Origin of the sequence: Nonomuraea sp. NPDC049709 (genome assembly GCF_040674815.1) — a bacterium.
In the GTDB taxonomy this organism is placed as follows: domain Bacteria; phylum Actinomycetota; class Actinomycetes; order Streptosporangiales; family Streptosporangiaceae; genus Nonomuraea.
Map to the genome: position 1 here is coordinate 1 of NZ_JBFANM010000063.1, position 15,159 is coordinate 15,159.

Here is a 15,159-nt window from a genome sequence, read left to right on the forward strand (position 1 = left end):
GGCGGCGGCGCGGGCGATGCCCGACGGGGACGCGCACAGCAAGGCCGTGGCGCTGGCCATGGAGTGCGCGCACGCCTGGCAGCGCACCCGCGAGACGGCCGCCGCCGACGCAGCGCTCTCGCTGGTCGTCGCGGCCGGGCAGCCGGAGGACCGGCAGCGGGCCGGCTGTTTCCTCGGCGCCCTGCGCGGTGACGCGGGCGACCGGCGCGGGGCCGTGGCGGTGTTCATGGGGGCGCTGGGGGAGGACGGGCACCTGAACGGCGTGGCGCTCCGCTCCGCCGGCCAGATCCTGCGCGAGCTCGGGGAACATGCCGAGGCGGTGGAGGTGCTCTCCCGGGCGCTCTCCCAGACGCACTCTCAGGGGAAGAACTCCCAGACGCACTCTCAGGCGCGCTCCCCGGAGAACTCCGAGGTGCTCTCCCGAGTGCCGGACGCCGATGACGAGCTGCTGACGATGCTCGGCGAGTCGCTGGTCGCCTGCGGGCGGGCCGAGGAGGCGCGGGAGTGGCTGGCCGCCTCCGCGACGTTCGGGGCGGACGAGGTGACGTTGCGGCTTGCCGGTTGGCTGCACGAACACGGTGACACCGAAGGCGCGCTCGCGGCCATGACGGCGGCGCCGCCCGCGGCGACGGGGGAGTCCGAGCGCCTGCTCGGCACGCTGCTGGCCGGGACCGGGGAGCTGGAGGCGGCGAAGGCGGCGTTCGAGCGGGCGGCGGCCATCGATCCTGCTTCGGAGCCGGAGACCATGCTGGCCGCGGGACGGTGCCTGACGGTGGCCGGTGACGCCGAGGCCGCCCGTTTCGCGCTGGAACGGGCCGCGGCGCGGGAGGACGGCGCGCACTCCTCCGCCGTGTCCCGCCACCTGCTCGGCCGGGCCACCGAGGAGGAGCTGCCCTGGGTGCTCGCGGCGGAGGGCGACCGGGAGGGCGCGCTGGCGGCGCTGACCGGGCGGACGGGGTCGGCGCTGGTGGCCGCCGTGCTGCTCGCGCTCGACGCCGACGACCTGCCGGGCCTGCGCCGCGCTCTGTCCGCACCGGAACCCGAATCCGCTCCCGAGCACGCGTCGGCGACCGCCCGCGCCGACCGCGTGCCCGCGACTGCCGCTCCCGACCACCCGCCCGCGCCCGCCGGTCAGGAGGGCGTGTTCGCGGCCGAGGGCCTGCCGGGTGCCGCCACCGAGGACAGGGAACGGGCGTTCCGCGAGGTGCTGGCACGGGCGCGACAGCTGGAGGGGGACGCGGCCGAGCCGCTCCTCCGGATCGTCGCGGAGCTGGGCGAGCCCGGAATCGCGGCCGAGGCCCGGGTCGAGCTGGGCGCGGTCCTGTCCAACGAGGGCGACCACTCCCGCGCCGAGCTGTGCCTCCTCCCAGCCACCGAGGTGCCGGAGACGGCCGGGACGGCCTGGCACTACCTCGCCGTCGTACGCCACCGCCGCGGCGACCTCGACGGCGCGATCGAGGCGGCCATCACCGCCCTGCCCGCCACCGCCGCCCTCGCCGCCGAGCTGCTGGCGGAGCGCGGCGACACCGCCGAGGTGCGGCGAGTGCTGGCCGGGGGCGCCGCGGCCGGCGACCTCGAATGCGTCCGCCGCCTGCTGGTGCACCTGCTCCAGGAGGAGGACCACGACGCTGTGGCGGCGGAGGCCGAGCGGGCCGTGGCGACCGGCGACCCCGAGACCGTGGCCATGGCGTACTGGACGTGGGGCGACGCCTGCAAGGCCAGGGGCGACCTGGAGCAGGCGGCCCTGCTGTACGCGAAGGGCGTCGACACCGGCTTCCCCGGCACCACCCCCAGCATGCGGGTGGACCTGGCCAGGGCCCTGCGGGAGCGGGGCGACACGGAGGAAGCCGGTCGGGAGGTGCGGCTGGCCGTCGAGTCCGGCGACCGCGACGGCGTGGCCAGGGGCGGCGTGCAGCTCGGCGTCTGGTTGCACGAGGAGGGCGACCAGCTCGGTGCCGCCCGGGCGTTCGCCGCGGCGGCCGGCACCGGCACCGACCTCGCGCGAACCGCTCTGAGCAACCTCGAAGCCCTCGCCTACCAGGCGTGCCGGCGCGGCGAGCACGACGTGGCCGTCGAGGTGCTGGAGCTGATGGGCCCCCGGGCCGCGGAGCAGGCCCGCGAGCTGGGCGACCTGTGCGAGGACCCGGCGGCCGTGCGGCGCTACCACGAGCTGGCCGGTCCCGGCCCGTTCACCGACCTGCGGGTGGGCGAGCGGCTGGAGAGCCTGGGCGAGACGGCGCAGGCCCGCGCGATCTACGAGCGGCTGAACGAGCACGAGAACCCCGACGTACGGTTCGTGGCCGGCGGCAGGCTGCTGTCGCTGCTCGACGCCGAGGGCGACTCCGAGGCCTTCTACAACCTGGCGGAGCGGCAGGCCGGGGACGCCGACAGCCCCGTGCAGGGCGTCTTCGGCAGCCTGCTCGGCATGCTGCAGGAACGCCAGGGCGACACGGAGGCGTCGCTGCGCACGCTGCGGGCGGCGGCCGAGAGCGGGGAGCCGACCGCGCTGAGCGTGTTCGCGCAGGCGCTGGTGGGCGCGGGCGAGGTGGAGGAAGGGCGGCAGGTCTATCTGCGGGTGCTGGACGCGGGTGACGGCGACCTCGCGGTACGGGCCATGATCGCGATCGGGCAGACGTACCACGACGAGGACGAGGAGCTGGCGAGCGGGTGGTACCGCCGGGCCGTCGAGGACGGTGCGGGACACGCCGGCGCGCTGGCCGCGATGTACCTGGGCGCGCTGGCCAAGCGGCGGCGGGACTACCCGGAGGCGCTCACCTGGTACCAGCGGGTCATCGACGCGGGCGACCCCGAGTCGGGGATGGCGGCGGCGCACCTCGGCGAGCTCTGCTACTGGCTGGGGGACCGCGACGGGGCGCTGCGCTACTACGAGCTGACGCTGGGGCTGAGCGAGCAGCCCGAGCTGGTCGCCGAGGCCGCCTGCCGGCTCGGCGAGATCCGGTACGAGCGCGGCGACCTGGAGCTGGCCCGCCGCCTGCTGGCCACGGCCGTCGAGACCGCGGATCCCTCGTTCGCCCCCGAGGCGGAGGCGTTGCTGGGCAAACTCAGGTGAACTTGCCATGAATTAAATGACCAAATAGTCTCATCCAGTCAAACAAATGGGGTGGGACCTATGGCCAGGGCAGGACGCCCACCGCAGGATCCGGCGCGCCAGCTCGAGCGGGCGCACCGGATCCTCGACGCCGTCGCGGAGCTGGTGCTGCGCTGGGGCTACGACAAGACCACGATCGACGACGTGGCCAGACGGGCCGGCGTCGCCAAGGGCACCATCTACCTGCACTGGAAGACGCGCGACGAGATGTTCGCCGCGCTGCTGCGCCGCGAGCGGGTGCTCATGATGGCCGCCGTGCGCGAGCGCGAGCCCGCCACGCTGAGCGAGCTGTTCGGGGAATACGCCCGGGCGCTGCTGGGGCGGCCCCTGCTCCGGGCCGTGCTGTCCGCCGACTCCGAGATCCTCGGCAAGCTCAGCCGCCGCAAGAAGGAGAGCACGAGCCAGTTCCAGCTCGGCGAGTCCTTCGACACGTACGTGGCCGAGCTGGTCAAGCACGGCGCGGTGCGGGACGATCCGGACGACTACCTGATGGTGGTCAGCTCGATCGTCTACGGCTACCTGTTCCTGCCGGACGGCCTGCCCCCAGGAGCCAAGCCGTCCGACGACCGGATCGCGGACCTGGTAGCCGTCACCGTCGAGCGGACCCTGAGCACCGGCCGCCCGCTGCCCGCCGCCGACGCGGAGGCCGTCGCGCGGGCCACTCTCGACTTTCTCGACACCACAGTGGAGATCGCCCAGCGGAAGCTGGCGCTCTCGTTGGAGGGCAAATGAGGGCCGTTCTTCCTCTCGACGACGCCGCGGCCGACCTCGCCACCGCCGGTGGCAAGGGCGCGTCCCTGGCCCGGCTGACCAGGGCCGGGCTGCCCGTTCCCGGCGGCTTCCACGTCACGACGGAGGCGTACCGGGCGTTCGTGGCCGGGTTCCGGGAGGAGATCCTGCGGGCGGCCGCCGCCGATCCCGGGGCGATCCCGGCGCTGTTCGCCGCCCATGACATGCCGGGCGAGATCGCCGCGGAGATCCTGCGGGCGTACGAGGGGCTCGGCGACGACGTGCCCGTGGCCGTACGCTCCTCCGCCACCGCCGAGGACCTGCCCGGCATGTCGTTCGCCGGGCAGCAGGACACCTACCTCAACATCCGCGGCGACGCCCTGCTCGACGCGGTGAAGCGCTGCTGGGCCTCGTTGTGGAACGCGCGCGCTATCGCCTACCGCGACCAGAACGGCGTGCCGCACGAGGACGTGGCGCTGGCCGTGGTGGTCCAGGAGCTGGTGGACGCCGACGCGGCCGGCGTCATGTTCACCGCAGACCCGGTCACCGGCGCCCGCGACACGACCGTCATCAACGCCTCGTGGGGGCTCGGCGAGGCGGTCGTCGGCGGGCAGGTCACCCCGGACGCGATCGTCGTGACCGGTGGCGCGGTCACCGAGTCGCGCACCGGCGACAAGAAGGTCATGACCGTGCGCACCGCCGCCGGCACCGAGGAGCGCCCGGTCCCCGAGGAGCTGCGCGGCGCGCCCGTGCTCGACGACGCCCAGGCGCTGGAGCTGGCCGGGCTCGGCGCGCGCATCCAGGACCTGTACGGCACCCCGATGGACGTGGAGTGGACCCGGCGCGGCGGCACGTTCGCCATCGTGCAGGCCCGCCCGATCACCGGGCTCAAGGCGCCGCTGGAAGAGTGGAACGACAGCCTCAAGGGCGACTACCTGTGGACCGCCGGCAACCTGGGCGAGGCCATCCCCGACGTGATGACGCCGATCACGTGGTCGTTCGTGCGCCTGTTCATCAACGAGGCCATGTCCTCCTCGGCGCTGCCGGGCTTCGACCTGGTGGGCAACATCGGCGGCCGCTTCTACATGAACCTGAGCGTCGTCCACTCCGTCGCCCGCGCCCTGGGCATGAGCGGCCGGCTCGGCGCGGTCGAGCAGGTCTTCGGCAAGGTGCCGGCCGGCCTGGAGGTGCCGATGGTACGGGTGTCGCGCTGGGGCATCATCAAGCGCGTGCTGCCCATGGCCGTGCGCCTCCAGCGCCGCGTGCGGGAGAACCTCAAGGCCATGCCCGCCTTCCTGGCCACCTCCCAGCAGCGGTGCGAGGAACTGCGCGAGCGCGTGGCCGCCACCGGATCGGGCCCCGAGCTGGCCGGCCTCTGGGAGCGGGAGATCCGCCCGCACATGGTCACCTCCTGCCGCATGCTGGAGGCCGCCGGTCGCCAGGGCGGCTCCACGTTGGTCTACACGCGTGACCGGCTGCGCAGGATGATGGGCGAGGTGGACGCCGAGGCCATGCTCACCGGCGTCAACATCGACGGCGAGCTGGCCAGCATGGGGCCGGTGATGGGCCTGTCCAGGCTGGTGCGCGGGGAGATCACCAGGGACGAGTTCGCCCGCACGTACGGGCATCGCGGCCCCCACGAGTTCGAGGTGTCGATCCCCCGGCCCGGCGAGGACCCCGCGCGGATCGACGCCCTGATCGAGGGCCTGCGCGGCATGAAGGACGACACCGAGGCGCTGCTGGAGCGGCAGCGCGCGGCCAGGGAGCGGGCCTGGGCCCGCTTCGCGCAGCGTTACCCGGGCAAGGAGGCCAAGATGCGGGCCCGGGTCCAGCGCTGGAACGCGGTCGTGCGCGACCGGGAGTCCGCGCGGTCGGAGAACATGCGGGCGTTCTGGGTGCTGCGGGCCTTCACCGTACGCGCGGGGGAGCTGACCGGGATCGGCGACGACGTGTTCTCCCTCTACCTGGACGAGCTGCTCGCGCTGCTGCGCGGCGACCGGTCGGCGCTGGAGCGGGTGCCGGCCCGGCGCGCCACCTACGAGCGGTACGCCGCCCTGCCGCCCTACCCGGTGCTGATCGTGGGCCACTTCGACCCCGTGCGCTGGGCGGCCGACCCCGCGCGGCGGGCCGACGTCTATGACGCGCGCGGCGTCTCCGTGCCGGTGAGCGAGACCGTGACCGGCTTCCCCGGCGCGCCCGGCGTGGTGGAGGGCATCGCCCGGGTCATCTCGGGGCCCGAGGACGGCGATCGGCTCAAGCCCGGCGAGATCCTCGTGACGACGCTGACGAACGTGGGCTGGACACCGATGTTCCCGCGTGCGGCCGCCGTGGTGACCGACATGGGCGCGCCCCTGTCGCACGCCTCGATCGTGGCCCGCGAGCTGGGCATCCCCGCCGTGGTCGGCACCGGCAACGCCACCATGCGGCTGCGTGACGGCGACCGGATCAGGGTGGACGGCGAGCGGGGCACGGTCGAGTTGCTGGCGTGAAAAGTCTGCGCCAAGTCGGCCCTCCCGCCGCCCGGTGTGTGATCACTCTGATGACCATGATCGAACAGTGGATTCTCGAAGACGAACGCGAGCTGGAGGCACGCTGCGCCCGGTTCAGGAACGCCGTCGCGGCACTGGACCGCAGGGACGGCGGGCAGGACCCGGACGCCCGGCGACCCGATGACCAGGAGCCTGCGGCGTAACCGCCTCAACGAGGCGTTGGGGAAGCGCGTCGAGGGCTGATGAGGTGGTGGCCGCCCGGGCTGAGCGAGTTGACGAACAGGCGGCCACCACCGGGCAGGGCGGCCAGCCGGAAGATGAGGTCGCGGGCGACGATGCGCCAGCGGTTGGAGGGGGCCATCCACCGTACGAAGCGCCGCCCGAACTGCTGCACCTCGGCGATCGCCGGCGCCATCCGCCCCTGGTAGCGGGCCAGGGCGCCGGGCAGGTCGCCGCCCTCGGAGAGCTCGTCGGCCAGCACCCACGCCCCCGCCATGGCCATGGACGCCCCGTGGCCGGCGAACAGCGACACCGCCTGGCACGCGTCGCCCACCAGGACGATCCGGCCCCGGTGCCAGCGCTCCATCTCCACCTGCGTCACCAGGTCGTGGTAGAGCTCGGCCGGGCCGGGGCAGCGCGCCAGCACCTCGGGCAGGATCCAGCCGCGCCCGCCGAAGTGGCGGCGCAGGTCGGCCGCGGGGTCGGCGGGCAGGGCCGGGTCGGGCTCGCGGCGCAGGAACAGCAGGGCGAGGCGGTCGTCGCGCAGGGCGTACGCGCCGGCCATCAGGCCGGGCTCGGTGAGCATCTGGTAGCGGGTGCCGACGCGGCGGCTCAGCTCCGCGTCCGCCAGGATGTACGCCGCCACCTGGTGACCGAGGTAGCGCGGCGTCACGTCGCCGAACGCCAGCTCGCGCACCCGGGAGCGGGCGCCGTCCGCGCCCACGAGCAGGTCGGCCCGGCGGGTGGTGCCGTCGGTGAGCCGGACCGACACCCCGGCGGTGTCCTGTTCGGCGGCCTCGACGGTGGTGCCGTACGCGATCGGGGCGCGTACGTCTTCGGCGACGGCCCGCGCCAGGTCGGCGCGGAGCAGGCTGATCACCCCTTCCAGGCCGGTGGTCAGGGACAGGCGGCTGGTCTGCCTTCCGTCGCGGTCGACGTAACTGAGCTCGTCGACCGGGTAGCGGGCCCGCAGCAGCCGCGGCCGCAGCCCCATCCGCTCGGCCACCTCGTGGCCGGGGCCGTAGAAGTCGATCATGTAGCCGCCGTCGCGGAACGCCGGCGCCCGCTCCACCAGCTCCACCTCCCAGCCGGCCCGCTCGAGATGCCAGGCCAGCGTCAGCCCGGCGATGCCGGCGCCGCAGATCAGAGCCTTCATGAATCTCTCCTCCTCCTGATGTCCTCCGCCGGTGGCACCGCGGGCGGCGCGGGCTCGGCCGGGCCCAGACCGAACATGGCGCGCAGGGGGGCGGCCAGGGAGGCGGGGTCGAGGCCGGGGTCGAGGGCGCGGTGCATCATGATCCCGTCGATCGAGGCCGCCAGCATCGCGGCCGCCGCGACCGCGTCGCCGTGGTAGCCGCGCTCGGCCAGCCAGGACGCCACGGTGGAGCGGAACCGGCCGATCTGGTCGCCGAGCCGCTCGCGCAGGTCCGGCAGCCGGGTCGCGGCCAGGAACATCTCCACCACCACCAGCGAGGCCGGGTCCGTGCCGCTGTAGCGCGACAGCTCGCCCAGCAGCCAGTCCACCCCCTCGCCGATGCCCGGCTGCCCGGACAGCTCCGCGGCCATCTGGTCGAGCAGGCTCCCGGTGAAGCCGAGCCCGGCCGCCACCAGCAGGTCCGTGACCGAGGCGAAGTGGTAGTGCACGACGCCGGGCGCCACCCCGGCCCGCTCGGCGACGAGCCTGGTCGTGACGCCACCCCAGCCGACCTCGGGCACGAGGGCGACGGCCGCGTCGAGCAGCTGCCGGCGGGTGGCCTTGCCGCGTTCCGCGGACTTCGGTGCCATGGATACCTCTTGGACAGATGACTTGGGCAACTGTCCAAACAGTACACCTGGACGTCAGCAGACAGCTACTTGACGTTGGGAGGCAAGTACTTGATGATTGACGTCAAGCAGCAGTGACCTGGAGGGATGTCGTGGAGACCAGGACGCAGACGCACACGGATCTTGTCGAGGACCTGACGCGCATCGTCGCCGCCCGGCTGCTCGACCCGCTCGACATCCTGTTCGGAGCGGGCGAGGAGCTGCGCGAGCGGCTGGGGCAGCAGGCGGAGGAGTGGGCGCGGACGTTGCTCGGCGAGGACGACGGGGCGGCCGCGTACACCGCGATCCGCCTGGTGAGCGCGCTCTACCCGGGCGACGCGGCGTTCGATCCGCCGGTCGCCTGGTGGGGCACCCCGTTCGGGCGGGCCGTCTTCCGCCGGGCCGGCCATCCCGCCGCGTCGGCGGTGCCGTTCTCGGTGGCGGCGGCCGTGCTCGGCATCACCCGCCAGGGCGTCCACGACCTGACCGTACGCGGCAAGCTCCAGCGCGATCCCGGTGGCGGCGTCACCGTCGACTCCGTACGTGCCCGCCTCGCCACCCGCGCCTGACGAAGGGGATTCACATGACCATGCTCAGACTCGCCGACGACCTTGCCGTCGGCAGGCTCGGTTACGGCGCGATGCAGCTGCCGGGCCCCCAGGTGTGGGGCCCGCCGGCCGACCCGGACCACGCGCTGGCGGTGCTCCGCCGGGCCATCGAGCTGGGCGTCACCCACATCGACACCAGCGACGCCTACGGCCCCCACGTGGCGAACGACCTGATCAGGCAGGCCCTGCACCCCTACCCCGACGACCTCGTCATCGCCACCAAGGTCGGCGTCGCCAGGGACGAGTGGCGCTCCTTCAACGCCGCCGCCAAGCCCGCCGAGCTGCGCGAGCAGGTGGAGGAGAACCTCGCCCGCCTCGGCCGGGCCCGGCTCGACCTGGTCTACCTGCGGGTGGGCGGCGACGGCCTGCTCCACCCGGACGGGACGCCGCTCGCGGAGTCGTTCGCCACGCTGGCCGAGCTGCGCGAGCGCGGGCTGATCCGGCACCTGGGGCTCAGCGGGGTCACCGTCGAGCAGCTCAAGGAGGCCCGCGAGATCGCGCCCGTGGTCGCCGTGCAGAACCGCTACCACCTGCTCGACCGGGGCGCCGAAGACGTGCTGCGGGCCTGCGAGGAGCAGGGCGTGGCGTTCGTGCCCTACTTCCCGCTGGCCGCCGGGCTGCTCAAGCCGGGCCTGGACACCTCGCAGCTGCCGCCCGGCATGGCGCCGTCGGCCGCGCAGGAGCGCACGCTCGACGAGGTGAGCGCCCGGCACGGCGCCACGCGCGCGCAGGTGGCGCTGGCCTGGTTGCTGGGCCGCTCCCCGGCCGTGCTCGCCATCCCCGGCACCACCTCGCTCGCCCACCTGGAGGAGAACGTCGCCGCCGCCGACCTCGTCCTGACGGACGAGGACCGGGCCGGACTGGACGCGCTCTAACCGCCGACGTGGATGCCCGGCCGCCGCGCCGGATCGGGCTCGCCGGCCCGGATGATCTCCCGTACGACCGGAGCCGTGTCGCCGCGCCCCAGGATGAGATAGCGCAGCAGGTGCATCAGCGGCGCCCCCTCCGCCCACTCGAAGTAGCAGTGGGGCCGCACGCCGGTGGCGTCGCGCAGGGCGAGCAGGAGGGCGGCGATGGCGTTCGGCGCGGCCGGGCTCTCCGCCCGCAGCACGCGGTGTCCCGCCACCTCCACCCCGTGCACCCGCAGCACGTCGCTGAAGGTGGACGGGTCGATGACGTCGATCTCCAGGAACAGCACGTCCGCCCGGCCCGGGACCGGGTTCATGCCGCGCTGCTCGGCCTCCTTGGCGTCGTACTCGGCCTTGTCGCCGGAGCCGCGCCGGTTGGCGATGATGTTGAGCTGCCCGTCGAAGGCGAGCGACTCGGTCACGAACCGCCGGGCCGCCTCGTCGAACTCGATCCGGTCGGCCCGCAGCTCGGTCGTCCGGGAGACGCGCGAGACCAGCGAGATGACGATGATGCCGAGGATGAACAGCGCGGAGATGGCGATGCCGTCGGGCTTCTCCCGGATGTTCTCCACCAGCGCGTACAGCAGGACGAGGGTCAGCACGGCGAACCCGGCGACGGCCCTCCGCTGCCGGCGGCGGACGGCGGAGATCGTCACCGCGACCGCGCCGGAGACCATCATGGCCAGGATGCCGGTGGCGTACGCGCCCGCCTGGGCGTCCACGTCGGCGTCGAACGCGATCGTGAGCACCACGCATATGCCCGTGTAGACCAGCACCACGGGCCGCACGGCCCGGCCCCACTCGGGTGCCATGCCGTAGGAGGGCAGGTAGCGCGGCACGATGTTGATCAGCCCGGCCATCGCGGAGGCGCCGGCGAACCACAGGATGAGGATGGTGCTGATGTCGTACACCGTGCCGAACATCTCCCCCATCCGCTCGTGGGCCAGGTACGCCAGCGCCCTGCCGTTGGCCGCCCCGCCCGGCCGGAACTCCTCGGCCGGGATGAGCACGGTCGTCACGAAGCTGGTGGCGAGGAGATAGACGCTCATGATGAGCGCGGCGACGGTCAGCAGCTTGCGTGTGTTGCCGATGCGCGAGCCCAGCCGCGCCTCGGTGGTGTCACCCCTGGCCTCGACCAGCGGCATCATGCTGACGCCCGTCTCGAACCCCGACAGGCCCAGCACGAGCAGCGGGAAGGCCAGCACGGCAGGCCCGATGACCCCGCCCAGGCCGCCGCCCCCGCTGGTCAGCGCGTCCGTCCAGCGCGAGAGCGCGTCGGGGGAGGCCAGCACCTCGGTGAGCCCCACGGCGACGACCACGGCGTTCAGCCCGAGGAAGAGCGCCACCAGCGGGATGGCGACCCCGACCGCCTCGGTGAAACCGAGCAGGAACACCCCGCCGAGCACGAGCAGCAGGGCCACGGTCAGCGCGACCTCGTGGCCGTGCAGGAAGCTCGGGAAGAACGGGTTCTCCACGACGTGCACCGACGCGTCGGCCGCCGACAGCGTGATCGTGATGATCCACGACGTGGCCACGAACCCCAGCAGCACCAGCACGAAGAGCTTGCCCTGCCAGAACGGCAGCAGCCGCTCCAGCATCGCGACCGACCCCTGCCCGTGTGGGCTCTCCTTGGCCACCCGCCGGTACATCGGCAGCATGCCCAGCAGCGTCAGCGCCACGATGAGCAGCGTGGCCAGCGGCGACAGCGCCCCGGCGGCCAGCGCGGCGATGGCGGGCAGGTAGGCCAGGGTGGAGAAGTAGTCGACGCCGGTCAGGCACATGACCTTCCACCAGGCCTGCGGCTTGGCGTGCCCCTCGGCCGTCTCGGGGCCGACCGGCTGCACCTGGTGCCGCAGCAGCCACCGCGTCAGGCCGCCGGACGGGGCCGCCTTACGGGTCGGGCTCTCGACCACTTCGGGGATGACGAGCCCACCTCTACCGTCCACCTGATCTTCCTCTCATCGTGAACCGTGCCCACATTAGCCAGGCGTAAATCCGTTGCCCCAGGCAGACTCGCTCTGGTGTGCTGGACCCCGGCCGGTCGATCGCGAGGAGCAGGCAATGCGAGCAACGTTCATGTCCCACGAGACAGAAGGAGTCGTCGACCCAGAGGACATGACGTTCGGTGCGAATGCTCAACTTGGGAATCCTGGCCCATGTAGACGCCGGTAAGACCAGCCTGACCGAGCGGCTGCTCTACGCCGCCGGTGCCATCGACGAGGTCGGCAGCGTCGATGACGGAAACACCCAGACCGACTCCCTGGCCCTGGAGCGCCAGCGCGGCATCACGATCAAGTCCGCGGTCGTCTCCTTCGCCATCGGCGACACCACGGTCAATCTGATCGACACGCCGGGCCACCCCGACTTCATCGCGGAGGTGGAGCGGGTCCTGAACGTGCTCGACGGCGCCGTTCTGGTCGTCTCCGCCGTGGAGGGCGTGCAGGCGCAGACCCGCGTGCTCATGCGTACGCTGCGCCGCCTCGGCATCCCCACGCTCGTCTTCGTCAACAAGATCGACCGCCGCGGCGCCCGGTACGACGGCGTGCTGCGCGAGCTCGCCGCCAAGCTCTCCCCGGCCGTCGTCGCCATGGGAGCCGCCACCGGCCTGGGCACCGGCGATGCCGCCTTCGCGCCCTTCGACGACCGGCCCGCCTTCGCCGCGAGCCTGGCCGACGTGCTCACCGAGCAGGCCGACGCGCTGCTGGCCGCGTACGTGGCGGACGAGGGGTCGCTCTCCTACGCCCGGCTGCGGGCCGAGCTCGTGACCCAGACCGGGCAGGGGCTGGCGCACCCGGTGTTCTTCGGATCGGCCATCACCGGCGCCGGGGTGGACGCGCTGATGGCCGGCATCCGGGAGCTGCTGCCCGCCGCCCAGGGCGACCCCGCGGGGCCGGTGTCGGGCACCGTCTTCAAGGTCGAGCGCGGCCCGGCGGGGGAGAAGGTGGCGTACGCGCGGATGTTCGGCGGCACGCTGCGCACCCGCGACCGGCTGAGCTTCGGCGAGGGGCGCGCGGGGAAGGTGACCGCGATCAGCGTGTTCGACGGCGGCACGGCGGTGCGCCGGCCGGAGGTGGCCGCGGGCCGGATCGCCCGCCTCTGGGGGCTGGCCGACGTCCGGATCGGCGACGCCATCGGCCGGCCGGGCAAGGACGGCGGGCGGGGCCACTTCGCGCCGCCGACCCTGGAGACGGTCGTCGTCCCCGGCCGCCCCGCCGACAAGGGCGCGCTGCACCTCGCGCTGGCCCAGCTCGCCGAGCAGGACCCGCTGATCGGCCTGCGCCAGGACGACCTGCGGCAGGAGGTGTCCGTCTCGCTCTACGGCGAGGTGCAGAAGGAGGTCATCCAGGCCACGCTCATGAACGACTTCGGCCTCGACGTCACCTTCCGCGAGACCACCACGATCTGCGTCGAGCGGCCCGCCGGCACCGGCGCCGCGTTCGAGCTGATCGCCAAGGACCCGAACCCGTTCCTCGCCACCGTGGGCCTGCGCGTCGAGCCGGGCGCGATCGGCAGCGGGGTCGCGTTCGGGCTGGAGGTGGAGCTGGGGTCGCTGCCGTACTCGTTCATGAAGACGATCGAGGAGACGGTACGCGAGACGCTGCGGCAGGGCCTGCACGGCTGGGAGGTGGTGGACTGCGTGGTCACGCTGACGCACTCCGGATACTGGGCCCGGCAGAGCCACTCCGGCGGCGTCTTCGACAAGAGCATGTCGAGCACCGCGGGCGACTTCCGCAACCTGGTCCCGCTGGTGCTGATGAGCGCGCTGAAACGGGCCGGGACCACGGTGTACGAGCCGATGCACCGCTTCCGGCTGGAGCTGCCGCCCGACACGCTGGGCCCGGTGCTGCCCGTGCTGGCCCGGCTCGGCGCGATCCCGCGCACGCAGCTCTCGTCGCTGGTGGAGGGGGAGATCCCGGCGGCCCGGGTGCACGAGCTGGAGCAGCAGCTCCCCTCGCTGACCCGCGGCGAGGGCGTGCTGGAGTGCGACTTCGACCGCTACCGGCCCGTGCGCGGCCCGGTCCCGCAGCGCCCGCGTACCGACCACAACCCGCTCAACCGGAAGGAGTATCTGCTGCACGTCGTGCGCAGGGTCTAGCCGCCGTCCTTGTCGGAGTCGGTGGCCAGGACGATGGTGCCGAGATAGCCGTCGTCCTCCTCGGTGACCTTCAGCAGCATGCCGTCCTGGAAGAGGACGTCACCGGAGTTGAACGTCTCGCGCTTGCCCTCCCGCCGCGTGTACGGCGGCTTCGACAGGACCTCGGCGTTGAGCCGCTCGTCGAACATGAGCTGCGTGCTCAGCACCCGCCGCTCGCTCACGTGCACCATGACGTGGATGTGGACCGTCCGGCCCGGGTACCAGCCCGGCCAGATCGTGGTGAACTCGACGATGCCCTCGGCGTTGGTGACCTGCGCGCCGCGCAGGTACCGCTTGCCGTCGGTGGGCTTCATGTCGGCCATGTCGGACTTGCCGTCCGAGGCGATGTCATCGAGGCTCGGCGGAGCGCCGACGTCGTTCTTCGACTCCTTCTCCGCGCCCGAGTAGAGCCCGGCCGCGTCGCAGTGCCAGATCTCCACCACCGCGTCGTTCACCGGCTCGCACGACTCGGTGTCCTGGACCTTGATGGCCAGGCGCAGCCGGGTGCCCGGCCGGTCCTCGCGGATGTCGCTGCGGATCTTGTCGGCGTCGAAGTAGAAGGGGCCCTGCGTCGCGGTCGGCGTCAGCGCGCACGTGCGGGCCCCGGCGAAGCGGGAGTCCGCCAGGGCGGTGGCCCTGACCCCCGGTCCTGAGGAGGCGATGAGGCTGCCGAGCCCGAGCGAGCTGATGCCGGCGATCAGCCGCCGCCGGCTGACCCGCTGGCCTTCGTGATCGTGTCCCACTGGAGTTTCCTTCGAGGTCAGGATGCTCCTCCCGAACCTCTCACGAGCCGGGGCACTTTCCACGGAGGCGCGGCCCGTCCCACTCGAAGAGCAGCACGGTCGCGTCGTCCGGCGGGTCGCCGGGCCGGGGCGGCGTGCCCGGCGCCACCAGCCGCCGCAGCGTGTTCTGCTGCAGATCGGTGAGGTAGATGACCACCTCCTCCATCCCCGCCCCGGGGGCGAACCTGGCCACCACGGCGGGCAGCTGTTCGAGGGTGACCTGGTGGCTGGCCTCCAGCAGGCCGGACATCAGGTGTTCGAGTTCGTGAGAGCCGTTCATCGGTGTCCATCGCCCGTTTCGCCGGTTCCAGAAGGCGATTATCTGCACCGGTTGGTCGGAATCCCGCCAACTGGCGCCATGTGCGGCTAAAGCCGCT

Annotated in this window: 12 protein-coding genes; 7 read left to right on the forward strand and 5 right to left on the reverse strand. The window is 73.1% G+C overall.

Annotated elements, in window-relative coordinates; translation table 11 throughout:
• From AB0J69_RS44520 to AB0J69_RS44535, 4 genes are all read left to right on the forward strand, one after another.
• Nucleotides 1–3,070, forward strand: a 3,070-nt coding sequence (locus AB0J69_RS44520; protein WP_364131229.1) for a tetratricopeptide repeat protein, incomplete at its 5' end; no start/stop codon positions are given.
• 60 nt (nt 3,071–3,130) lie between these two features.
• Nucleotides 3,131–3,841 carry a TetR/AcrR family transcriptional regulator gene (locus AB0J69_RS44525; RefSeq protein ID WP_364131232.1) on the forward strand — a complete coding sequence of 237 codons (711 nt, stop codon included), beginning with the start codon at nt 3,131–3,133 and terminating at the stop codon, nt 3,839–3,841.
• Nucleotides 3,838–6,327: a PEP/pyruvate-binding domain-containing protein gene (locus AB0J69_RS44530; RefSeq protein WP_364131235.1), complete on the forward strand. Its 2,490-nt coding sequence runs from the start codon at nt 3,838–3,840 to the stop codon at nt 6,325–6,327. The genes AB0J69_RS44525 and AB0J69_RS44530 overlap by 4 nt, the downstream gene beginning before the upstream one ends.
• Nucleotides 6,328–6,377: 50 nt before the next feature.
• Nucleotides 6,378–6,530 (forward strand): hypothetical protein, encoded by a 153-nt coding sequence (locus tag AB0J69_RS44535; RefSeq protein WP_364131238.1) that lies wholly within the window; start codon nt 6,378–6,380, stop codon nt 6,528–6,530.
• Nucleotides 6,531–6,535: 5 nt separating this feature from the next.
• On the opposite strand, the gene AB0J69_RS44540 is transcribed toward AB0J69_RS44535, so the two are convergent.
• Both AB0J69_RS44540 and AB0J69_RS44545 read right to left on the reverse strand, forming a co-directional pair.
• A complete protein-coding gene (locus AB0J69_RS44540; RefSeq protein ID WP_364131241.1) occupies nt 6,536–7,702 on the reverse strand; it encodes an FAD-dependent oxidoreductase in 1,167 nt (388 codons plus the stop codon).
• Nucleotides 7,699–8,331: a TetR/AcrR family transcriptional regulator gene (locus tag AB0J69_RS44545; RefSeq protein WP_364131243.1), complete on the reverse strand. Its 633-nt coding sequence runs from the start codon at nt 8,329–8,331 to the stop codon at nt 7,699–7,701. The genes AB0J69_RS44540 and AB0J69_RS44545 overlap by 4 nt, the downstream gene beginning before the upstream one ends.
• Nucleotides 8,332–8,444: 113 nt before the next feature.
• On the opposite strand from AB0J69_RS44545, the gene AB0J69_RS44550 reads away from it, so the two are divergent.
• Entirely contained in the window at nt 8,445–8,918 is a 474-nt protein-coding gene (locus AB0J69_RS44550; RefSeq protein WP_364131246.1) for a hypothetical protein, read from the forward strand.
• Between the two features lie 14 nt (nt 8,919–8,932).
• Nucleotides 8,933–9,832 carry an oxidoreductase gene (locus AB0J69_RS44555; protein WP_364131249.1) on the forward strand — a complete coding sequence of 300 codons (900 nt, stop codon included), beginning with the start codon at nt 8,933–8,935 and terminating at the stop codon, nt 9,830–9,832.
• On the opposite strand, the gene AB0J69_RS44560 is transcribed toward AB0J69_RS44555, so the two are convergent.
• The gene (locus tag AB0J69_RS44560; protein ID WP_364131252.1) at nt 9,829–11,811 is read right to left on the reverse strand and encodes an amino acid transporter; all 1,983 of its coding nucleotides are present in this window, start codon (nt 11,809–11,811) and stop codon (nt 9,829–9,831) included. The genes AB0J69_RS44555 and AB0J69_RS44560 overlap by 4 nt on opposite strands.
• Nucleotides 11,812–11,996: 185 nt before the next feature.
• Between AB0J69_RS44560 and AB0J69_RS44565 the strand changes: the two genes are divergently transcribed.
• The gene (locus tag AB0J69_RS44565) at nt 11,997–13,961 is read left to right on the forward strand and encodes a translation factor GTPase family protein (RefSeq protein ID WP_364131254.1); all 1,965 of its coding nucleotides are present in this window, start codon (nt 11,997–11,999) and stop codon (nt 13,959–13,961) included.
• Here the strand turns inward: AB0J69_RS44565 and AB0J69_RS44570 are convergent.
• Both AB0J69_RS44570 and AB0J69_RS44575 read right to left on the reverse strand, forming a co-directional pair.
• Complete coding sequence (locus tag AB0J69_RS44570; RefSeq protein ID WP_364131256.1) at nt 13,958–14,743, reverse strand: intradiol ring-cleavage dioxygenase; 786 nt, start codon at nt 14,741–14,743, stop codon at nt 13,958–13,960. The genes AB0J69_RS44565 and AB0J69_RS44570 overlap by 4 nt on opposite strands.
• 40 nt (nt 14,744–14,783) lie before the next feature.
• Nucleotides 14,784–15,062 (reverse strand): hypothetical protein, encoded by a 279-nt coding sequence (locus AB0J69_RS44575; protein ID WP_364131258.1) that lies wholly within the window; start codon nt 15,060–15,062, stop codon nt 14,784–14,786.
• Nucleotides 15,063–15,159: the final 97 nt, after the last annotated feature.

Excerpts from the sequence above, each read along its gene's own strand:
- AB0J69_RS44530 (WP_364131235.1), top strand. The coding sequence starts at position 3,838 with ATGAGGGCCGTTCTTCCTCTCGACGACGCCGCGGCCGACCTCGCCACC.
- AB0J69_RS44565 (WP_364131254.1), top strand. The coding sequence starts at position 11,997 with ATGCTCAACTTGGGAATCCTGGCCCATGTAGACGCCGGTAAGACCAGC.
- AB0J69_RS44575 (WP_364131258.1), bottom strand. The coding sequence starts at position 15,062 with ATGAACGGCTCTCACGAACTCGAACACCTGATGTCCGGCCTGCTGGAG.
- AB0J69_RS44545 (WP_364131243.1), bottom strand. The coding sequence starts at position 8,331 with ATGGCACCGAAGTCCGCGGAACGCGGCAAGGCCACCCGCCGGCAGCTG.
- AB0J69_RS44555 (WP_364131249.1), top strand. The coding sequence starts at position 8,933 with ATGACCATGCTCAGACTCGCCGACGACCTTGCCGTCGGCAGGCTCGGT.
- AB0J69_RS44525 (WP_364131232.1), top strand. The coding sequence starts at position 3,131 with ATGGCCAGGGCAGGACGCCCACCGCAGGATCCGGCGCGCCAGCTCGAG.
- AB0J69_RS44535 (WP_364131238.1), top strand. The coding sequence starts at position 6,378 with ATGACCATGATCGAACAGTGGATTCTCGAAGACGAACGCGAGCTGGAG.
- AB0J69_RS44540 (WP_364131241.1), bottom strand. The coding sequence starts at position 7,702 with ATGAAGGCTCTGATCTGCGGCGCCGGCATCGCCGGGCTGACGCTGGCC.